Here is an 18,764-nt window from a genome sequence, read left to right on the forward strand (position 1 = left end):
GGACCGTGACGCACGGTCCGGGCCTGCGGTGCCGTGTCCTACGTGGCCCGGTGGCGCTTGACGAGGTCCTGCACGGACGTGGGGACGGGGGTGCCCGGCGGGACGTGCTTGTCGGGGACGGGATCGCCGTACGTCTGGCGCACGGTGAGGACGCCGCCCCAGGCGTGGGGGTAGTCCAAGTCCCGCTGGGTCTCGTGTTCGGGCCCCTCGGGGTGGGTCGCGATCTTGGCGTGGACGGTCGTCTCCTTCTCGTCGAGGTCGACGGAGAGGACCCCGATGGTGGGGTGATTCTGCCCGTCCGTGTTCAGGTCGGTGTCGTCGATGGGGCGCAGCTCGCTCCAGCGATTGGGGATGACCTGGTCGCTCAGCGCGTGGAAGGTCTTCGCGCGGGCGGAGGGGTCGACCTTCCTGGCGACGCCGTTGACGACGACGGAGCGGTAGTCGAGGGAGGTGCTGATGGCCGCGCGTCCGACGACGAGGCCGTCGACGACGGTGGCGGTCAGGCTGACGGACACGCCGTCATCGCTCCACAGGTGCTTCAGTGAGACCGGGATCCAGTCCGGGTAGTAGATGGACCCGTGCAGGTAGAGGAGCCTCCTGCCGTCTTCCTCGTGGTAGGCGTAGACCATGGGGACGCATCGGGGCCTGATCGTCAGCTGGCCGTCCAGGGTGGTGATCTCGAGGTGCGCGACGGTGCAGACGAAGCCCGCCTTGAGGATGGGGACCCAGTCGTTCGGGTCGGTGCTCACCTGAGTCCTCTTGGCGAACGCCGCGGCGTCCGACGACCCTGTGACGGTGCCCGGTTCCTGGGACATGGCGGACATGGCGGTTCCTTCGCGACGGGGGGCGGGGGAGGGGCCCGGCTCCGCGGGTGACGGGAGCGGGCCCGGGACACGGGTCATGCCTACGGCACGGCGGGCGCTCGACGGGCCCCAACGTGCGCACGGCGGTGGCGGATCACCCCGCCAGAGCAACGGCCCCCGCCGGTCGCGACCGCGGGACGCCGGGGCGTTCCGATGCGCCATCCGGCCGTCCGCCGTTGGAGCGGGAGCGCCCCGCGGCCGTGGCCGGCGGCTTCGGCCGGTCGGCTGACGGGGGCCGGTCGAGGCGGCCGGAAGAACGTTTCGGCTTTTCCGATCGATTGCGGGAGGGGTAATTCCTCATACCGGCAAGGGGATTCACGGACCGGTGACGCCCATGCGTGTCCGGTCGGCGGCGGGCCGGGGCAGAACCATACTCGTGGACGCCGAGACCGGAGAGGCGATCCGAAAGGGGACGCCTCCGCGGCGGATGCGAAAGGGAGAGTCATGCCGGACAACGACGAGTACCCGAAGCCCCTCAAAGATTTCCTCGACAGGATCGACGACTGGTACCGCACCAATCACGAGGGCTTCAAGACCCTGTTCGACGCGACGATCGCCAACGTGGTGAAGTGTCCGGCCGACCCGACCGATCCCGATGGAAAGAAGGTGTACTACGACTGGCGGGGGAAGGGCATCGAGGATCTGAAGAAGTTCTTCGCGGAGTGGTACACCAACTGGACCACGACGAAGCCCAACGACGGCCTGGACTACATCGAGAAGTTCAGCTGGCTCACCTACGAGAACGACTACGGGATGGTCTTCGTGACCTGCGGTCCCGGCCTGGAGATGACCAAGGACTTCACCAACCTGCAGGGCGACCAGATGGACGACACGGGGAAGGACGGGCAGAAGCTCATCAAGCTCTGGGAGAGCGAACTCGGCACGAGGATGGAGGACTTCGAGGACGGCCCCTGGGCCACCTTCAACCAGTTCTTCATCCGGGAGCTGAAGGACGGCAAGCGCCCGATCGACGCCCAGGACGACAACAGTGTGGTGGTCGCCCCGACCGACTGCGTCATCAACATGATCGTCGACGACCTGGCCGAGGAGACGCCGATCCCGGTCAAGACGGTCACCATGAACGTCAAGCAGCTGCTCGCCGGTTCCGAGTACTACAAGAAGTTCGTCCCCAAAGAGGAGGACGGCAGGACGGTGCCCGGGGGCACCGCCGTGTCGTGCATCCTGATGCCCGACACGTACCACTGGTACCACGCGCCGGTGGAGGGCGAGGTCGTGGAGTCCCACGACGACGTCCACGGAATCTACTACGGGATGCGGGACTTCCCCGAGCTCCTCAACAAGGGGAACGTCGGCTACGGGTTCGACTACGAGATGTTCGACACCTTCCGCCGCGGTTACCTCGTCTTCAGGACGAAATTCACCGATCCCCAGATGCGGGAGCACGAGACGTTCGTGGCGATGGTGACGGTCGGCCTCAACTCGATCGGCTCCGTGCAGTACGAAGCGGAGTTCAAGAACCCCAAGAAGCCCGTCCCGGTGACGAAGGGGCAGAAGATCGGGAACTTCCAGTACGGCGGCTCCCTGAACATCCTGCTGTTCGAGCACGGCCGCTTCCCGGCCCTGCAGCTGCACATGGGTCAGCGCATCGGAACCCTCGAGGCCCCGGAGCGGACGAAGGGCCTCTTCAGCCACCCCCACCACGCGCAGTCCCGCCGGGGCATCCCGTTCGCCCGGTGATCCTGCTGATCCCGTCGATCCCGTTGATCCGCTCCCGAACGAAGGACTGAACCATGGACCCGGACGATCTCGTCACGTCGATCCCGGCGAACCTCCTCGACACCAAGAGCCTCGAGCTGGGGATCCGCTCCTACGCGGGGCGCGTACAGCTCGACGGCACGGGCACCGCGAAGAACAACCTCTTCTACTGGTTCTTCGAGAGCCAGACCTGCAGCCCCCACGTGCCCGTCGCCGACCAGCAGGACCTGATCAGCGCCACACCGCTGGTGATCTGGCTCAACGGAGGCCCCGGCGCCTCCTCGCTGATCGGGCTCTTCCTGGAGAACGGCCCGCTGACCATCACCGAGGACACCGTCGGGACCGTGTCGCTGACCACCACCAGCTGGAACCAGGAGGCGCACCTCCTCTACTGGGACCAGCCCCTGGGCGCCGGGTACAGCCACTCCGACGACCCCAAGCACGACGAGTACGTCGAGGACGAGGCCGAACTCGGCCACATGTTCTGGCAGGCGCTCCAGAAGTTCTTCCAGCTGCACCCCGAGTACGCGAAGTGCCCGCTGTACGTCTGCGGCGAGAGCTACGCCGGCAAGTACGTGCCGGCGATCGCCCTGGAGATCGACAAGCAGAACGGGCGGAAGGCGGGACAGCACATCGACCTGCGCGGGATCGCGGTGGGCAACGGCTGGATCACCCCCGAGCTCTCGCTGGGCCTCATGATCGACTACGTCTACACCACCGGGTTCATCGGCCTCGGCCAGCGCGAGGAACTGCTCCGGGACTACGCGAAGGTCCAGGCCGAGATCAAGGAAGGCAGCATGGTCCAGGCCACCAAGGACGGCAACGCCCTGGTGGACAAGACCCTGGCCTACGGCGGGAACTTCGACATCTACGACGCCCGGGGCTGGAAGGGCCTGCCCTGGGAGACGCTGAAGGCGTACCTGAACACCGATCCCGTCAGGAAGGCCCTGCACGTGCCGCTCGGGCTCGAGTGGACGTGCGAGGACAACAGCGGCCCGGTGGCTGATGCCCTGGTAGAGGACAACATGGCGGACGCGTCCGACAAGTACGGCGCGCTCATCGACAGGAGCGACGGGGGCATCAAGCGCTACAAGGTGCTGCTCTACACCGGGAACTTCGACACCGCCTGCGGCTTCCGGAGCACCGAGGAGATCCTCGACAGGCTCATGCGGGACCGCGACCCGGAGTGGCACGGCGCGCCCCGTCTGATCTGGCAGCAGCCGCCGGGCGACCCCAAGGGCTTCGTCCGTCAGCGCGGCAACCTGACGCAGGTGTCCATCCCCGACTCCGGTCACGAGGTGCCGGCGTACCAGCCGGAGAGCTGCCGGGAGATGCTCTACAACTGGCTCTTCGAGCGTCCCTTCCACGGGCACGACCCGCAGGGGCCGCTCGTGTAGCGGACCGGCGACGGCGCCGGGGAGTTGATCGGACGGCGGGGCGGCACTGCGGTGCCGCCCCGCCGTTCGTGGTGCCGCGGGCGCGGGGTGGTGATGGCCCGAGCTGAACATCATTCATATGATGGCAAGTCAGTAACTATCAGCCGGTGCCACGATCCTCGGAGGGCGTCCCGGACCAGGGCGCGCCCAGGGGACCGGGCCGGCCCCCGGATCCGCTCCGGCCCCCTCGGGCTCGATTCAGGGAGAAGCATTGCGCGGCACCGTGCTCGCCGACCGCTACCGGCTGGTGGACTGGCTCGGCGGCGGGTCGATGGGCGACGTGTGGCTCGCCGAGGACGAGGTCCTGGGCCGCCGGGTGGCGGTCAAGGTGGTGAAGCCGGCCCTGCTGGACGAGCCCGGCTTCGCCGAGCGCTTCCACGCCGAGGCCCGCGTCATGGCCCGGCTGCGGCACCCGGGCATCGTCGGCGTGTACGACTACGGGCACAGCGGCGGCGACGGGGCCGGCGGCGACGCGCACGGCGACGGGCACGGCGGTGCGTACGGGCGGCGCCCGGTCGGCTACCTGGTGATGGAGCTGATCGACGGTCAGCCGCTGAGCGCCGTCCTGGAGCGGCGCGGAGCCCTGCCGGTGGCCGAGGCGCTGCGGCTGGCCCTCCAGGTGCTGGAGGCGCTGGAGGCCGCGCACGCGTCCGGGGTGGTCCACCAGGACATCAAACCCGCCAACCTGATGGTCAACGGCGACCGGACGGTGATCGCGGACTTCGGCATCGCCGGCCCCGCCTGCGACCCCCGGTTCACCGTACCCGGGGTGGTGCTGGGCACCGCCGCCTACCAGGCACCGGAACAGGCCTCCACCGGGACGGTCACCGCCTCGGCGGACCTCTACGCGCTCGGCGTGGTCCTCTACGAGTGCCTCGCCGGTCGGCTCCCGTACGACGGGGAGACCGCCCTCGAACTGATCCTCAAGCACCTGACGGAGCCCGTCCCGTCGCTGCCCGGGGACGTGCCCGCGCCGGTGCGCGCGGTGGTCGAGCGGGCGATGGCCAAGGACCCCGGCGAGCGCTGGCCCGACGCGGCGACGATGGCCGCGGCGCTGCGCCAGGCCCTCGCGGCGGGCGAGGCGGCGCCGCCGTCGGGTCCGGAGCGGCCCGTCGCCCGGCCCGCCGCCCGGCAGGCGCCGAGGGCCCGGCGCATACCCCGCCCCGGGCGCCGCCTGCGGGCGCTGGCCGGGGTGACGGCGCTGACGCTGCTCTGCGTGGCCGGGGCCGCCGGGGCGACGGTGGTACGGCCCGGCCGGGACGCCACGCCGCCCGGCGCCGCCGTCGCCGGGCCCGCGGCCGGGTCCGCGGTGGCAGGGGCCGCCGCCCTCGTCGAGGCCGGCCGCCCGCCCGCCGGACAGCCGTCCGCCCCCGCGCAGGCCCCCGTACCGTCGGGCGGACCGGGCACCGGCGAGAGCCCCGCGCCCGCCGCCGGGCCCGGACCGGCCACCGCCCCGCCGTACGCCACGTCCGCAGCCCCGCCGCCCGCGCCGGTCCCCGCCGCGCCCGCCGCCCCGGCCCCCGCCCCCGCCGCGGGCCAGAGCCCGGCCGCGCCCGCGCCGACCTCCGCCGCCCCCGACCGCCCCGCCCCCGGCGAAACGGCCACCCCCACGACGCCCGCGACCCCGACGCAGTCCGCCCAGCCCACGCCGCAGCCCAAACCGCAACTGCCCGCCGAGGCGCGGATCACCGGCACCAACGGCGCGCTGGACAACTACTCCTCCAACGACCAGGACGGCAACACCGTCGGCACCTACTTCGCCAACGGCACGGCGGCGCAGCTCTGGCGGCTGGACCGGGTCGCCGACGGGATGTACTACCTGCGCAACGCCTCCAGCAACTTCACCAAGGTGCTGGACCAGGACCGCAGGAGCGGACTGGTGCAGATCTGGACGAGCCCGCCGGCCGACTGGAACCAGGTCTGGGCCATCGCGCAGGTCCCGGGCGGCTACCGGATCGCCAACGTCGCCACCCAGCTGTGCCTGACGTCCGAGGGCATCGGCGTCGGGACCCACGTGGCGGCCTGCACGGGCGCGCAGAACCAGGTGTGGACGTTCAACTGAGCCGCCGGGAGCCGACTGCCCGGCTCCGACCGGAGACCGCCGTCGACCGGGGCCGCGACGGCGAGCTGTACGACTACGACGCGGACGACGCCGGGTTCGTCCGGGATCCGGGGGCCGGGGCGGCGCTGTGGGCGGTGCCACGGCCCCGGGTCACCACGGGGCCATCACCAGCTCGCCGATCACCTGGAGGCCGACTCGTGCCGCCAGCCACGGGGCGCGTTCGGCCTCGACATGCTTGACGTGCACGAACACCGTGTGGTCGGCCGCCGGCTCCGTCAGGTCGAGGTCCCGGGCATGCGCGCAGACCGTCACGTAGGCGCCCCTGGGACCTCCGGCACCGAGGCCGATGTCGGGAGCCTCCGGCCAGCCGGAGAAGTCCCAGCGGACCGACACCGGGCATGCCCCCGCCGCCGCCAGGACCGGCCGCACCACGTCCGCGGACATGCCCCAGCCCATCAACCGGACCGGGAGGTGGGCCGACGGCGGGTCACCCCTGTCGGAGGCGCCGTGTCCGGCGCCGTCGGCCCACCACTCGGCACCCGGCAGGAGGCCCAGGAGCCGTTCGAGGGCCCGCGCGTCGGGAACGCGCGCGTCGAAGTCGACCTCGAGCTCCCGGGTGTCGGCGAGATCCAGCAACCGCCCGGCGGCCCGCAGGGCCTCGTCGAGGTCCGCCGTCCTCAGGACCGGTCGCGCGTAGGAGTTGGCCATGGCGGGGAGTCTGCCAGGGCGCCCGCACTCGGAGATACCGGTTTTGTCCGCGCCCTGGACCTGCCGGCGTCCCCCTGTCCTCCCTCGGAGGCGCCCCCAGGTCGGCTCGCCGGACCGGGCGGACCTCCGGCGGGTCACGCCGGCAGCCAGGACGGCCACTGCCGGCGCGGCCGGACGGCGGGCCGGGCCGGGCCGATCAGCTCGCGCAGCCGGGCGGCCTCGGGGGAGCCGATGGAGGCCAGGATGTCGTAGGCCTCCGACCGGTGCGCCCGGGCCGCCTCCCCGGCGGCATCCCCGGCGGCGTTCCCGTCGGTGCCCTCGTCGGCCGCGCGGTCGGCGAGCGCGTCGCCGAGCGCCGCCAGGGCCAGCCCCCGCCCCCGGCGGTCGCCGTCGAGCGTCAGCACCTCCACCGCCCGCCCGGCCGCCGCCACCGCCTCCTCGCCGCGGCCGACGGCGCGCAGCGACTCGGCGAGCCGCAGCAGCGTACGGCCGGTGCGGCGCCGGTCGTCCGGCCGCAGCAGGGCCAGGGCGTTGCGGTGGTGGCGCAGGGCCTGCTCGTACTCGCCGCGGTCGTGGGCGATCGTCCCCAACGAGTCCAGGGCGAGCGCCTGGAGTTCGTGGTCGGCGAGCTCGTGGCAGATCAGCAGCGACTGGTCGACGACGCGCACCGCCGCCTCGGACCGGCCGAGCCCGGTGAACGCGCCCGCCAGGTTGAGCAGTTCGGCCGCCACCGAGCGCCGGTCGCCGAGCCGCTCCCACACCGAGATCGCCGCCGTGAAGCCGTCGACGGCGTCGCCCGGTCGGCCGACCTGGGCGAACAGGGCGGCCAGCGAGGCGTGGGCCAGGGCGAGCAGCGGCCCCGGCAGGTCGTGGGCGGTGCACAGGTCGCGGGCCCTGAACAGCTCGGCGAGGGCCGCGGGTTCGGAGCCGACCTCGGTCAGCAGCCGTCCGAGCACCAGCCGGGCCCTGACCTCGCCCGTCCGGTCGCCCGCGCGGACGGCGGCGTGGAGCAGCACCTTGGCCGCGTGCCCGAGCGGCCGGGCGGCCTGGCCGGTCTCGCACAACAGGACGTAGCCGAGCAGCAGTTCGGCCGCCAGGTCGAGCCGGGGCGGCTCGGGGAGGGCGGCGTACTGGCCGACCAGCGCGCCGATGCCGCGGTAGTCGCCGCGGCCGTGGGCCGCCGCCGTACCGCAGCCACCGCCACGGGCGGCGGCACCGGTGAAGGGCAGGGCGGCGCGGGCGGCGGCCGGGCCGAGGGCCGCGACGGTCTCGCCGTGGTGACGGGCCACCAGGCGGGTGAGGACGGCGGCCGGCCGGTCCCCCTCCGCCTCCCCCTCCGGGGCGAGCTGCAGGGCGAAGGCGCGCAGCAGGTCGTGGTACCGGTAGCGGTCCGGCGGCGCCGTCTCCAGCATCGAGCAGTCGACCAGCGACTCGGCCAGCTCCTCGGCCTCCCGCTCGGGCAGGCCGAGCACCGCCGCGACCGCCCCCGGCGACAGGTCGGGCACCTCCGGCACCGCCAACAGGCGGAAGGCCCGGGCCTGTTCGGGCGTCAGCTGGTCGTAGCCGAAGCGGAACGCCGACTCGACGGCGAGGTCCCCGGCGCGCAGCACGTCCAGCCGCCGGCGGTCCCCGGCCAGCTTGTCGAGCAGCCGGGCCATCGACCAGCCCGGCCGGCAGGCGAGGCGCGCGGCGAGGATCCGTACGGCCAGCGGGAGGTGGCCGCAGAGCCGCACGAGCTCCCCGGCGGTGTCCGCCTCGGCCCGCAGCCGCTGCCCGCCGACCACCCGTTCGAGCAGGCCCAGGGCCTCCTGCGGGGCGAACGCGGTCAGCTCGACGACGTGCGCGTTGGGAAGCGAACCGAGCCTGGCCCGGCTGGTGACGAGCACGGCGCAGCCCGCCCGGCCGGGCAGCAGCGGCCTGATCTGCTCGGCGTCCCGGGCGTTGTCGAGGACCACCAGCACCCGCCGGCCCGAGAGCAACGAGCGGAACTGGGCGGAGCGTTCGGCGAGCCCGGGCGCCAGCCCATCCGGCGGCACGCCCAGGGACCGCAGGAAGGCGCCCACCGCCTCCTCGGGCCGGGTCGGGCGGCCGTCGGCCCCGTGCAGGTCCAGGTAGAGCTGGCCGTCGGGGAAGTCGGCGGCCAGCGTGTGCGCGACGTGGACGGCCAGCGCCGTCTTGCCCACGCCGCCCAGCCCCGACACCGTCGCCACGGGCATGGTGCCGGGGGAGAGCAGGACGGCCCGCAGCGCCTCGGTCTGCGCCTCGCGACCGGTGAAGTCGGCGAGGTCGGCGGGGACTTGGGTCGGCCGGACGGCCGGCGGGTACGGCGCACGGGCCGCGGCGGCGGGCCGGGCCGTCGTCGGTGCGGGCGAGGAGGTGGGCGTGGCCGAGGGCGAGGACGTGGGCGCGGGTGCCACGAGCGCGGCGTCGGCCACCAGGATCCGGCGCTGCAACTCGCGCAACCCGGGCCCGGCCGAGACGCCGAGCTGCGCCCGCAGCCGCCGGTCCGCCGCGCGGTACACGCCCAGGGCCTCCGCCTGCCGGCCGGTCCGGTAGAGGGCGAGCATCAGCAGTTCGGAGAACCGCTCCCGGAGCGGGTACTCGGCCACCACGGCGGCCAGTTCGGCGACGGCCTCGCCGGACGGCCCGGCCTCGACCTCGGCCTCCAGACAGGACTCCAGGACGGTCACCCGGCGTTCGGCCCACTCGCCGCGCTGCCGCTCGGCGTACGGGCCGGGCAGCCCGGTCATCGGCTCGCCCTGCCACAGCGCCAGCGCCGAGCGGAGCACGGCGGCGGCGCGGGCGTGCTGCCCGCCGACGCGCAGCCCCCTCGCCTCGCCGAGGAGTTCCTCGATCCGGTGGGTGTCCAGCCCGCCGGCGTCCAGGGCGAACAGGTAGCCCCCGCTGAGCGTGGTCGGTGCGGCGGGCCCCAGGACGCGGCGCAGGCGGTGGACGTACGTCCGGATCACGGCGGAGGGCTTGGCGGGCGGATCATCGCCCCACAGGTCGTCGACCAACTGACCGGTCGACACCGGGTGGTTGGCCCTCAACAGCAGCGCGAGCAACAGGCTCCGCTGCTGCGGCGATCCGAGCACGAGCTCGCCGCCGTCCCGCCACCCCCGCAGCGGCCCCAGCACCGTGAACCGTAAACCACCCACCGGCCAATCCCCCTCCGCCCGCACACGATCCCCCGGGCGCGCATTTTACCGACCGCATCACCCCTGGTCAGGGACGAGGCCCCGGGCCCGTCCGGGAGTACGGGGATACCCTGGCCGCCGGCCCGGGAACGAGGGGGAGACCATGACGCGCGCGACGGCACCGGACGGCACCCGGATCGCCTACCAGTTGCGCGGCGAAGGGGCGCCACTGGTCCTGCTGGCCGGCCAGGCCAACGACCACCACTGGTGGGACGCGGTCCGCGCCGACTTCCACCCCGCCCGCGCCACCCTCACCCTCGACCACCGCGGCACCGGCGGCAGCGACAAGCCCGACACCCCGTACAGCACCGAACAGTTCGCCCGGGACGTCGTCGCCGTCCTCGACGACCTCGGCATCGACCGGGCCGACGTCTACGGCACGTCCATGGGCGGACGGGTGGCCCAGCAGCTCGCCGCCCGCCACCCGCACCGGGTGCGCGCCCTGGTCCTCGGCTGCACCTCACCCGGCGGCCCGCACGGCGTCGAACGCGGCGCCGACGTCCGCCGCGCCCTGGCGCAACCCGACCCCGAGGCCGCGCGACAGGCCCTGCTGGAGCTGATGTACACCCCCCGGTGGCTCGACTCCCACCCCGGCCCGCACCACACCCTCGGCGACCCCGCCATGCCCGCCCACGCCCGCCGCCGCCACCTCGCGGCCAGCAACCGGCACGACGCCTGGGACCTCCTGCCGGCCATCGGCGCCCCCACCCTGGTCGTCCACGGCGCCGACGACCGGCTCAACCCCGCCGCCAACGCCCCCCTGCTCGCCGCCCGCATCCCCGGCGCCCGTGCGCACCTGCTCCCCGGCGCCCGGCACGCCTACTTCGAGGAGTTCCGCACCACCGCGAGCCCCCTCGTTCTGGACTTCCTCACCACCGCCCAGTAGACAAGCGGAAGGACCGGTTTCGGCCAGTCGTGTCGCCGGTGGATACAACCGATCACATCTTCGGCATGCTGACCGCTCACGTTGTCCGGACACGACAAAGGAGAAGGCCATGCGTCGAATCGCGGCTCTGGGGGCGGGTGCGGCACTGCTGGTGGCCGCCGGTGTGATGGCGGCGCCGAGCGCCTCGGCGACCTCGTACTGCAGCACCACCCAGGGGACGAACTGGGGCTCGGTGAGCTGCCAGACCACCGCCACGAAGAACCACTGGCAGCTGGTGCTGGTCTGCAACAACGACAACGTCAAGGGCAGCCAGGCGACCGTCAACGGCCTCTGGCACATGGGCAACGGCAGCGACACCCTTTACTGCCCGACCGGCTACAGCGCGGCGTACACCAAGGTCAACAACGACAACTGACCCTCCGGCCCCGGGAGTCGGCCCCCGCCGAATCGCGGCGGGGGCCGACTCCTTGGGGAAGACCGGTCACGGCAGGACCCGGACGAGCGGGCCCGAAGTCTTCGGGTGCGTGAAAGCGGGCCGGAGCGCCTCCCCGGGGCTCGGTCGCCCCGGGGAGGCTGAGCGGGCAGCGTCCGTCACCGGTTGCGGCGGCGTGCCTCGTTCAGGGCCTCGGTCGCCCGAAGAACCTCCCTGGCGGCTTCCTTGATTTCCTGCGAGGCTTCCTTGAGTTCCCAGGACTGGCCTTCCAGGTTCCCCAGCTTGTTCGCGGCGCTCGCCAGCATGCTCGCGATGCTCTCCAGGCCCCGCAGCCGTTGGGCGGCCGCCGCGAGCGCCGCCGCGTTGCCTTCCAGGCCCTTCAGCCCGTCTGCGGCATCCGCCAGGGTGCAAGCGCTGTCCTCCAAACCCTTCAGGTCGCGTGCCGCCCGGCTGAGCGTGTTGGCGTTGTCCTCCAGCCCGTGCAGCGAGCGGGCGGCATCCTGCAGGAGCATGGCGGTGTCTTCGGAAACGCCGCCGCGGTGGTTGCGCAGCTCCGCGAACTCGGAGGTGGCCAGCTTGAGGACGGAGGCGAGTTCTGGGGCCGACTTCGCGAACTCGTCGAGGGCCGGGCCGAGGCGTTCGGCGAACTCGGCCTGGGCCTCACGGATGAGCTCGCCGAGGTCGGCCTTGGTGAGGTCCCCGAGCCCTTCGAGCGCGTCGACCCCGTCGGCCTCGCGAGCCTTCTTCCAGTCGAGAAGCAACTCGACCGAGAACGCCCCGCTGCGAGGGCCGTCGATCACCTTGTGGTGGACGGTGCAGAGCAGGATCAGGTTGGAGAAATGGTTGCGCTCGGCTTCCGACCAGGTGGGCTCGGCGCGGGGGCCGTTGTCCTCCAGTGCACGGATGTGGGCGATCTGAAGGTTCTGGATGGGATCGCCCTCGACCATACGGACGGTGGGCTCCTTGCATTCGGGCCAGTAGCAGCCGCCGCGGGCCAGGGTGAGGAGCCCGGCGACGGTGCCGCTGCTGTAGTTGCGGCGTGGCTTCTTCGGCGAAGTCATGTTCTTCTCCTATCGATTGACTGTGTCTCGGTAACCGTAGGAGTCACCACTGACACTCAAAGTGTCCATGGCGTCACGCTTGGTGCCTGGCTGAGTGGTTGTCACACGAAACCGGTCCGCACGGGTGCGCCGGCCGGTGCCGTCGGAGCGGGCCGTTCGGCGCGCCGGGGGCCGGAAGCATCCCGGCTCCACTCCGACCGGCCGCGATGCTGCACAGGAAGTCGGTGAGGTCGACTTCCTGTGCGGGAGTCAGGGGCGGGGTGGTGTTGGCGGTGTGGGTGCGGGCACGGCGAAGCGGCCGCGTGGATGTCGGCTGCCGACAGCGGCAGGTCGGCGGTGTTCACGGTCGGTACCCGTTCGCCCGGGCAGCGGCGAGCATGGTCTGGATCAGGGTGTCGTAGCTGATCCCGGCGGCTGCGGCCATGGTGGCGAGGTTGCCGTGGGTGGAGAGTCCGGGGAGCGTGTTGATCTCCAACCAGTGGACCTCGCCGTCGGGGGTGACGAGGAAGTCCGAGCGCGAGTGGCCCGAGCAGTGCAGCACCTGGTGGGCGCGGACGGCCGCGCGGGAGATGGTGGCGAGGGCGGCGTCCGGGAGTTGGGCGGGGCAGCGGTAGCGGTGGCCGGCGGGGTCGCGCTTGGCCTTGTGGTCGTAGAACTCGGCGGTGGTGGGGACGGTCTCCAGCGGCGGGAGCACGACCAGGGCGCCGTCCTTCTCCAGGACGCCGCAGGTTACGGCGCTGCCTTCCTTGAACGGTTCGACGAACCACTCGCCGCCGCGGGTGTCGTGGGTGAGCGTGGCGGTGAGCGAGTTGAGGTCCCTGAAGACGCGCATGCCGATCGATCCGCCCTCCGAGGTGGGCTTGAGGATGACCGGCAGGCCCAGCTCCTCCACGCACGCCCGGGCGGTTTCCTCGGGGTCGTCGTGGCCCCGGAACGGGATGTGCGGCAGCACGGTGACGCCGCCGGCGAGGACGAGGGTCTTGGCGGTGGGCTTGTGCATCGCCATCGCGCTGGCCAGGACCCCGGAGCCCGTGTAGGGGACGCCGAGGCTGTCCAGGAGGCCCTGGAGCTTGCCGTCCTCGGCCCATTGGCCGGCGAGGGCGAGGAACGCGACGTCGGCTTCGCGGACGCGGTCGGCGAAGTCCTCGTCGGTGGGGTTGAGGACGAAGTGCGGCAGGCCCTGGCGGGCCAGGGACTCACGTACGGCCTCGCCGGAGATCAGCGAGCGGTCGCGTTCGCCGGAGCGGCCGCCGGTGACGAGAGCGATACGACGTTCAGCTGCAGACATGCTCATCTTCCTTTTGTCGCAGTCTGGTTCGGAATGCGCCGGATGACGGGAGGGGCGTCGGGGAGCCGCTAGCGTCGAGGGCAGGCCGCCCCGGGACGAGCGGGCGGGTGCGTCGACGGATCGGAGCCACCATGGTCCCCATGACCCTGCAAGAGATCGCCGAGGCTGTCGGGGGCGCTCCGCACGACGCCCCCGATCCGGGTGCCGTGGTGGACCGGCCCGGGGTGATCGACTCGCGGCTGGTGGAGCCGGGGGCGCTGTTCATCGCGCTGCCGGGCGAGCACACGGACGGGCACCGGTTCGCCGAGGCCGCCGTCCGCGCCGGGGCGACGGCGGTGCTGGCGGCCCGGCCGGTCGGGGTGCCGGCGATCGTGGTGCCGGACGTCCAGGACGCGATGGGCGCGCTGGCCCGCGCGGTGCTGGACCGGCTGAAGGCGCCGACGGTGATCGGGCTGACCGGCTCGGCCGGGAAGACCAGCACCAAGGACCTGCTGGCCCAGGTGCTGGAGACCATGGACACCACCGTGGCCACGCCGCTGTCGTTCAACGGCGAGATCGGCCTGCCGCTGACCGTCTTCCGGGCGGACGAGAGCACCCGCCTGCTGGTGCTGGAGATGGGCTCGCGCGGCGCCGGGCACATCAAGTACCTGACGGGGATCGTCCCGCCGAAGGTCGGCCTGGTGCTGAACGTCGGGACCGCGCACGTGGGCGAGTTCGGCGGCGGGAAGGAGTCGATCGCCGTCGCGAAGGGCGAACTCGTCGAGGCCTTGCCCGTCGACGGCTTGGCGGTGCTGAACGCCGACGACCCGTACGTCATGTCGATGGCGCCGCGTACGGTCGCGCCGGTCCTGACGTTCGGGGCGCGGGCCGGGGACGTGCGGGCCGTCGACATCGAGCTGGACGGAGCGGGCCGGCCCTCGTTCACCCTCACGTACAGGGGCGAGAGCGCCCCGGTGAAGCTGGGGCTGTACGGCGCCCACCACGTGTCCAACGCGACGGCCGCCGCCGCGGTGGCGATCGGGCTGGGTGCGAGCGTGCGGCAGGCGGCGGAGGCGCTGACCGGTGCCCGGCAGCTGACGCCGGGCCGGATGGACGTCACCGAGCGGCCGGACGGCGTGACGGTGATCAACGACGCGTTCAACGCGAACCCCGAATCGATGGCCGTGGCCTTGTCCGCGCTCACCGCCATGGCCGGCGGCGGACGCAGGACGGTGGCGGTGCTGGGCGAGATGCGGGAGTTGGGCGAGGAGTCCGACGCCCACCACGCGGAGCTGGGCCGCATGGTGGCCCGGAACGGTGTCACGGACCTGATCGCGGTCGGCGGCGCGGAGGCCGCCCTGGTTCACGCGAGCGCGGTCGACGGCGGAGTGACGGCGACGCTGGTCCCGGACCGCGACGCCGCCCTCGACCTGCTGCTGACCTACCTCAAGCCCGGAGACGTGGTGCTGGTGAAGGGCTCCCACAGCGTCGGGCTTGAGGACGCCGCGATGCGGCTCGCCAAACCCGACGCCATGGGACTCACCGGCTGACTACGCGGCCCGGACCGTCGCCGGGGCCTCGGCCAACCGCAGCAGTACCGCCCTGCCGACGCGGCCGGCGGTCCCGGTGCCCATCGTCACCACCAGGTCGCCGGGCCCGGCCAGCTCGGCGACCACATCCGCCGCATCGCGCCCGTCACCCGCGGTGTGGGCCCGGCCGCCGCAGGCGACGACCTGCGCGGCCATCGGCGCGGTGCTGACCCCGGTGAGCGGGGACTCGACCGAAGCGTGCACGTCCAGGAGGACGACCTCGTCGGCCGCCGCGAGCCGACGCCCCATCTCCTCGCCGAGGGCGGCGGTACGGGTCCAGCCGGTGGGCTCGAACACCGCGATCACCCGGCCCTCGGTGAGCATCCGGGCGGTGGCCAGGTCGGCGGTGATCTCACTCGGGTGGTGGGCGTAGGAGTCCAGCACCGTCACCCCGGCGTGGGTGCCGGTGGTGGTGAGCCTGCGCTTGATGCCCTGGAAGGCGTTGATGCCGGCCACCAGGTCGGCGGGTTCGGTGCCGAGCACCCGGCCGGTAGCGAACGCGGCGGCGGCGTTCAGCGCGTTGTGCCGCCCGGGGACGGCCACGGTGAACTCGTGCCACGACCCGTCCGTGTCCTGCACGGTGACGTGGCTGGCGGCCCCGTCCCACAGCACGCGCAGCACCCGCACGTCGGCGTCCTTGGCCTCGCCGACCGTGACCACGCGCGGGCCGGGCGCCGCCTGCAGGCGCTCGATCAGCAGCCGGGCGCCCGGGTCGTCGGAGGAGACGACCAGGATGGAGCTGTTGCGGGCCAGTCGCTCGAAGACGTCCAGGACGTCGTTCAGGTCGACGTACTGCTCGGGGTGGTCGTCGTCCACGTTCAGGACGACGGCGACCTGCGGGTGGTAGCGGCCGGCGGTGCGGTCGCTCTCGTCCGCCTCGGCGACCAGGAGGCCGCCGAAGCCCTGGTGGGCGTTGGGGTGGTCGACCGGGGTGCCGCCGATGGCGTACGAGGGGTCGAGGTGGGCCAGGGCGGCGCTGAGGATGCCGGTGGTCATGGTCTTGCCGTGGGTGCCTGCCACGGCGACGGACTGCTCGGCGGCGGCGATCACGCGGGCCAGCACGTCCGAGCGGTGCACCACCGGGATGCCGGAGCGGCGGGCAGCGGCGACCTCGGGGTTGCCCGGGGTCACCGCGCTGGACCACACGAGGACGGTGGCGTCGGCGGGGAGGTTGCCGGCGGTGTGGCCGATGGCGACCGAGGCACCGGCGTCCTCCAGCTCGCGCAGGGCGGTGGTGTCGTCGGTGTCGGAGCCGGACACCCGGCTACCGCTTTCCAGCAGGAGGCGGGCGAGGGCCGACATGCCGGCGCCGCCGACGCCCACGAAGTGCGGGCGGGTCAAGTCGATGGGGCCGTCGTGGACGGGGACGATCACGTTCCTGGTTTCCATGCTGTGCGCTCCAGTTCGGAGTCCAGCCCGTGAAGGGCGATGAGTGGAAGGGCGCTGCGCGCAGGTGCCGCCGTCCCGCGCCGAGTCGGCCGCCGGGTGAGCACCGAGTCGGGCCGAATCGAAGTCGTCGTGCACGATGACGCCGAGGACCGCGCCGGCCGGATCGCGATGCTGACCTCGGTGGCGGGACGGGGCTCGTACACGGCCAACCCCTCTCGGCAGAACGGAAGGTGGGCGGTTGGTACTGGTCAGGCGCTTGAAGTGCGGGCCCGATGGGGCAATGACAACCGGAGGCAGGACCGTGACGGGATGGTGAGCTAAGGTCACTCACGGTTCATTCATCACTCACTGGGGGCGGAGCGGATGGAACCGACGGCCAGCCACGACGCGGTCGACCAGGCCATGGAGGCGTTCGCCGCCGAAGTCGCCCACTGGCGCGAGGTGCGCGGCCTCTCCAAACGCGCGCTGGCCGGGAAGATGGGCTTCGACCCCTCGTACGTCAGCCACGTGGAGTCCGGCCGCCACAAGCCGACCGAGGAGTTCGCCCGCCTCGCCGACGAGACCCTCAATGCCGGGAAAGCCGTTTGGCGGCGCTGGCTCGACTACGACGCAGCCCGCTCCCGAAGCCGCACCCCGACCGCCCCGCCGACACCTCGCCGAGCCGATCAGCCCTACGCCTCCGGGGCCGCGATCGTGGTCGAACATGACGAGGCCGCACTCCAATTCGACGGCTCCACCTACCGGTTGACCATGCGCCGCCGCCTACGGAACACGGGCGCCGAGCCCATCACCCGCTACCTCATCCGCATCGCCGTCGACCGCTACCCCGGCGAACCCGAGCGCTCCAACGCCCACTACCGTGGGCACCCACTGACCTGGGACGAACTGGCGCTCAGCGCCTCGTGCCAGGGCGAGGACATGCGGTGGCAGGCCAAGCACGACCGCGACGCCTTCAAGGAGGTCTGGCTCCTGTTCGACAACGAGCACGGCCGCTTCCCGCTCTACCCGGGCGACGCGACCTGGATCGAGTACGCCTACAGCGTCGGCGCCGACAAGTGGGGCCACTGGTTCCAGCGCGCCGTCCGCCTGCCCACCGAACACCTCGCCGTCCGCCTCGACTTCCCCAGCGCCCTCGACCCGGTCGTGTGGGGCACCGAGACCTCCATGACCGCCGAGGCCGTTCCCCTGCGCACCGCCGTCAGCCGCCATGACGACGGCGAGCGCCGGCACTTCGCCTGGGCCACAGACGACCCACCGCTGCACGCCCGCTTCCGCCTCGAATGGCGCTTCCGCGCCACCGCCGACAACCAGCAACAGACCAAGGAGACCAGGTGATCGAGGTGCGGCCAAGCCAGCAGATGCAGTCCCTCGGCGTGATCCAGCAAGGCACCCCCATCCTCAACCACCCCGCCCAGCCCTTCGACCTACCGGCCGAACGCACCGCCGCCCAGGACGTCATCGACGAACTGTTCACCGCCGTCGACCGCATCGGCCGCGTCCACTCCTTCGCCAAGGGCATGGGGCTCGCCGCCCCACAGATCGGCATCCCCCGCGCCGCCGCCCTCGTCCTTCCCCCGACCGCCGACGCCGACCCGATCATCCTGCTCAACCCCAAGGTCACCGCCGTCTCCGACGAGACCGACGAACAGTACGAGGGCTGCCTCAGCTTCTTCGACGTCCGCGGCATGGTCCCCCGCCCGCTGCGCATGGACGTCGCCGCCGCCACCCTCGACGGTGCCATCACCACAGCCACCTACGAGTTCGGCCTCGCCCGCCTCATCGCCCACGAGATCGACCACCTCGACGGCCTCCTCTACACCGACCGCATGCGCCCCGATGTCCACCCGATTCCGGTCGAGGAGTACCGGGGAACCGGCTCAACCTGGGCCTACTGACCAATGCCGCTGCAGCGCCCCGGGCTGCGTCACGGCCTGCCGGTCGGAAGAGTGGCAGCGTACCCCTTCGAGCCGGGGGGCGAGGAGGCGCCTGTGTCTCGGGGCCTGTCGGAGCCTTGGTATAGCTGGTTCGGTGGAGCTCTCCAGTCTGACGGCGAATTCACGCCAGCCTGAGCTCGCCGTTCGGTCGTGGTTGGGGACGCGCTAGTCGAACAGCATCCGCCTGGCGCCCATCGAAGACTGTGTGAGTGTCGGGAAGTGT

At 72.6% G+C, this 18,764-nt stretch carries 14 protein-coding genes; 8 read left to right on the forward strand and 6 right to left on the reverse strand.

Annotated features, from left to right (window positions below):
• Nucleotides 1-38: 38 nt before the first annotated feature.
• Complete coding sequence (locus ACFVU7_RS30450) at nucleotides 39-824, reverse strand: pyridoxamine 5'-phosphate oxidase family protein (protein ID WP_388048265.1); 786 nt, start codon at nucleotides 822-824, stop codon at nucleotides 39-41.
• 483 nt (nucleotides 825-1,307) lie between these two features.
• On the opposite strand from ACFVU7_RS30450, the gene ACFVU7_RS30455 reads away from it, so the two are divergent.
• From ACFVU7_RS30455 to ACFVU7_RS30465, 3 genes are all read left to right on the forward strand, one after another.
• Nucleotides 1,308-2,561, forward strand: a complete 1,254-nt coding sequence (locus tag ACFVU7_RS30455; RefSeq protein WP_388048267.1) for a phosphatidylserine decarboxylase — start codon at nucleotides 1,308-1,310, stop codon at nucleotides 2,559-2,561.
• Nucleotides 2,562-2,614: 53 nt separating this feature from the next.
• Nucleotides 2,615-3,976 (forward strand): hypothetical protein, encoded by a 1,362-nt coding sequence (locus ACFVU7_RS30460; RefSeq protein WP_388048269.1) that lies wholly within the window; start codon nucleotides 2,615-2,617, stop codon nucleotides 3,974-3,976.
• Between the two features lie 250 nt (nucleotides 3,977-4,226).
• Complete coding sequence (locus ACFVU7_RS30465) at nucleotides 4,227-6,077, forward strand: serine/threonine protein kinase (protein WP_388048271.1); 1,851 nt, start codon at nucleotides 4,227-4,229, stop codon at nucleotides 6,075-6,077.
• Between the two features lie 150 nt (nucleotides 6,078-6,227).
• Here ACFVU7_RS30465 and ACFVU7_RS30470 read toward each other — a convergent pair whose 3' ends face one another.
• On the reverse strand, nucleotides 6,228-6,785 hold the full coding sequence (locus tag ACFVU7_RS30470; RefSeq protein ID WP_388048272.1) for a hypothetical protein: 558 nt from the start codon (nucleotides 6,783-6,785) through the stop codon (nucleotides 6,228-6,230).
• Between the two features lie 134 nt (nucleotides 6,786-6,919).
• On the reverse strand, nucleotides 6,920-9,943 hold the full coding sequence (locus ACFVU7_RS30475; protein WP_388048274.1) for a BTAD domain-containing putative transcriptional regulator: 3,024 nt from the start codon (nucleotides 9,941-9,943) through the stop codon (nucleotides 6,920-6,922).
• Between the two features lie 142 nt (nucleotides 9,944-10,085).
• Between ACFVU7_RS30475 and ACFVU7_RS30480 the strand changes: the two genes are divergently transcribed.
• Complete coding sequence (locus ACFVU7_RS30480) at nucleotides 10,086-10,868, forward strand: alpha/beta fold hydrolase (protein ID WP_388048276.1); 783 nt, start codon at nucleotides 10,086-10,088, stop codon at nucleotides 10,866-10,868.
• A gap of 109 nt (nucleotides 10,869-10,977) precedes the next feature.
• A complete protein-coding gene (locus ACFVU7_RS30485; RefSeq protein ID WP_117485076.1) occupies nucleotides 10,978-11,283 on the forward strand; it encodes a hypothetical protein in 306 nt (101 codons plus the stop codon).
• 176 nt (nucleotides 11,284-11,459) lie between these two features.
• Here the strand turns inward: ACFVU7_RS30485 and ACFVU7_RS30490 are convergent, their stop codons facing one another.
• Both ACFVU7_RS30490 and ACFVU7_RS30495 read right to left on the reverse strand, forming a co-directional pair.
• On the reverse strand, nucleotides 11,460-12,362 hold the full coding sequence (locus ACFVU7_RS30490) for a hypothetical protein (protein ID WP_074005327.1): 903 nt from the start codon (nucleotides 12,360-12,362) through the stop codon (nucleotides 11,460-11,462).
• 340 nt (nucleotides 12,363-12,702) lie between these two features.
• Entirely contained in the window at nucleotides 12,703-13,650 is a 948-nt protein-coding gene (locus ACFVU7_RS30495) for a D-alanine--D-alanine ligase (RefSeq protein ID WP_074005328.1), read from the reverse strand.
• 131 nt (nucleotides 13,651-13,781) lie between these two features.
• On the opposite strand from ACFVU7_RS30495, the gene murF reads away from it, so the two are divergent.
• Nucleotides 13,782-15,179, forward strand: coding sequence for a UDP-N-acetylmuramoyl-tripeptide--D-alanyl-D-alanine ligase (murF, locus tag ACFVU7_RS30500; protein ID WP_049653214.1), 1,398 nt, complete (start codon nucleotides 13,782-13,784; stop codon nucleotides 15,177-15,179).
• Here the strand turns inward: murF and murC are convergent, their stop codons facing one another.
• Entirely contained in the window at nucleotides 15,180-16,607 is a 1,428-nt protein-coding gene (gene murC, locus ACFVU7_RS30505; protein WP_074005329.1) for a UDP-N-acetylmuramate--L-alanine ligase, read from the reverse strand.
• A 363-nt stretch (nucleotides 16,608-16,970) separates the two neighbouring features.
• Here murC and ACFVU7_RS30510 point away from each other — a divergent pair, with 363 nt between their 5' ends.
• On the forward strand, nucleotides 16,971-17,942 hold the full coding sequence (locus ACFVU7_RS30510) for a helix-turn-helix domain-containing protein (RefSeq protein WP_049653211.1): 972 nt from the start codon (nucleotides 16,971-16,973) through the stop codon (nucleotides 17,940-17,942).
• Nucleotides 17,939-18,502 carry a peptide deformylase gene (locus ACFVU7_RS30515; protein ID WP_074005331.1) on the forward strand — a complete coding sequence of 188 codons (564 nt, stop codon included), beginning with the start codon at nucleotides 17,939-17,941 and terminating at the stop codon, nucleotides 18,500-18,502. Before ACFVU7_RS30510 ends, ACFVU7_RS30515 begins: the two co-directional genes overlap by 4 nt.
• The last annotated feature ends 262 nt before the right edge of the window (nucleotides 18,503-18,764 follow it).

The organism is Kitasatospora sp. NPDC058046, from assembly GCF_042885595.1.
Taxonomy (GTDB): Bacteria; Actinomycetota; Actinomycetes; order Streptomycetales; family Streptomycetaceae; genus Kitasatospora.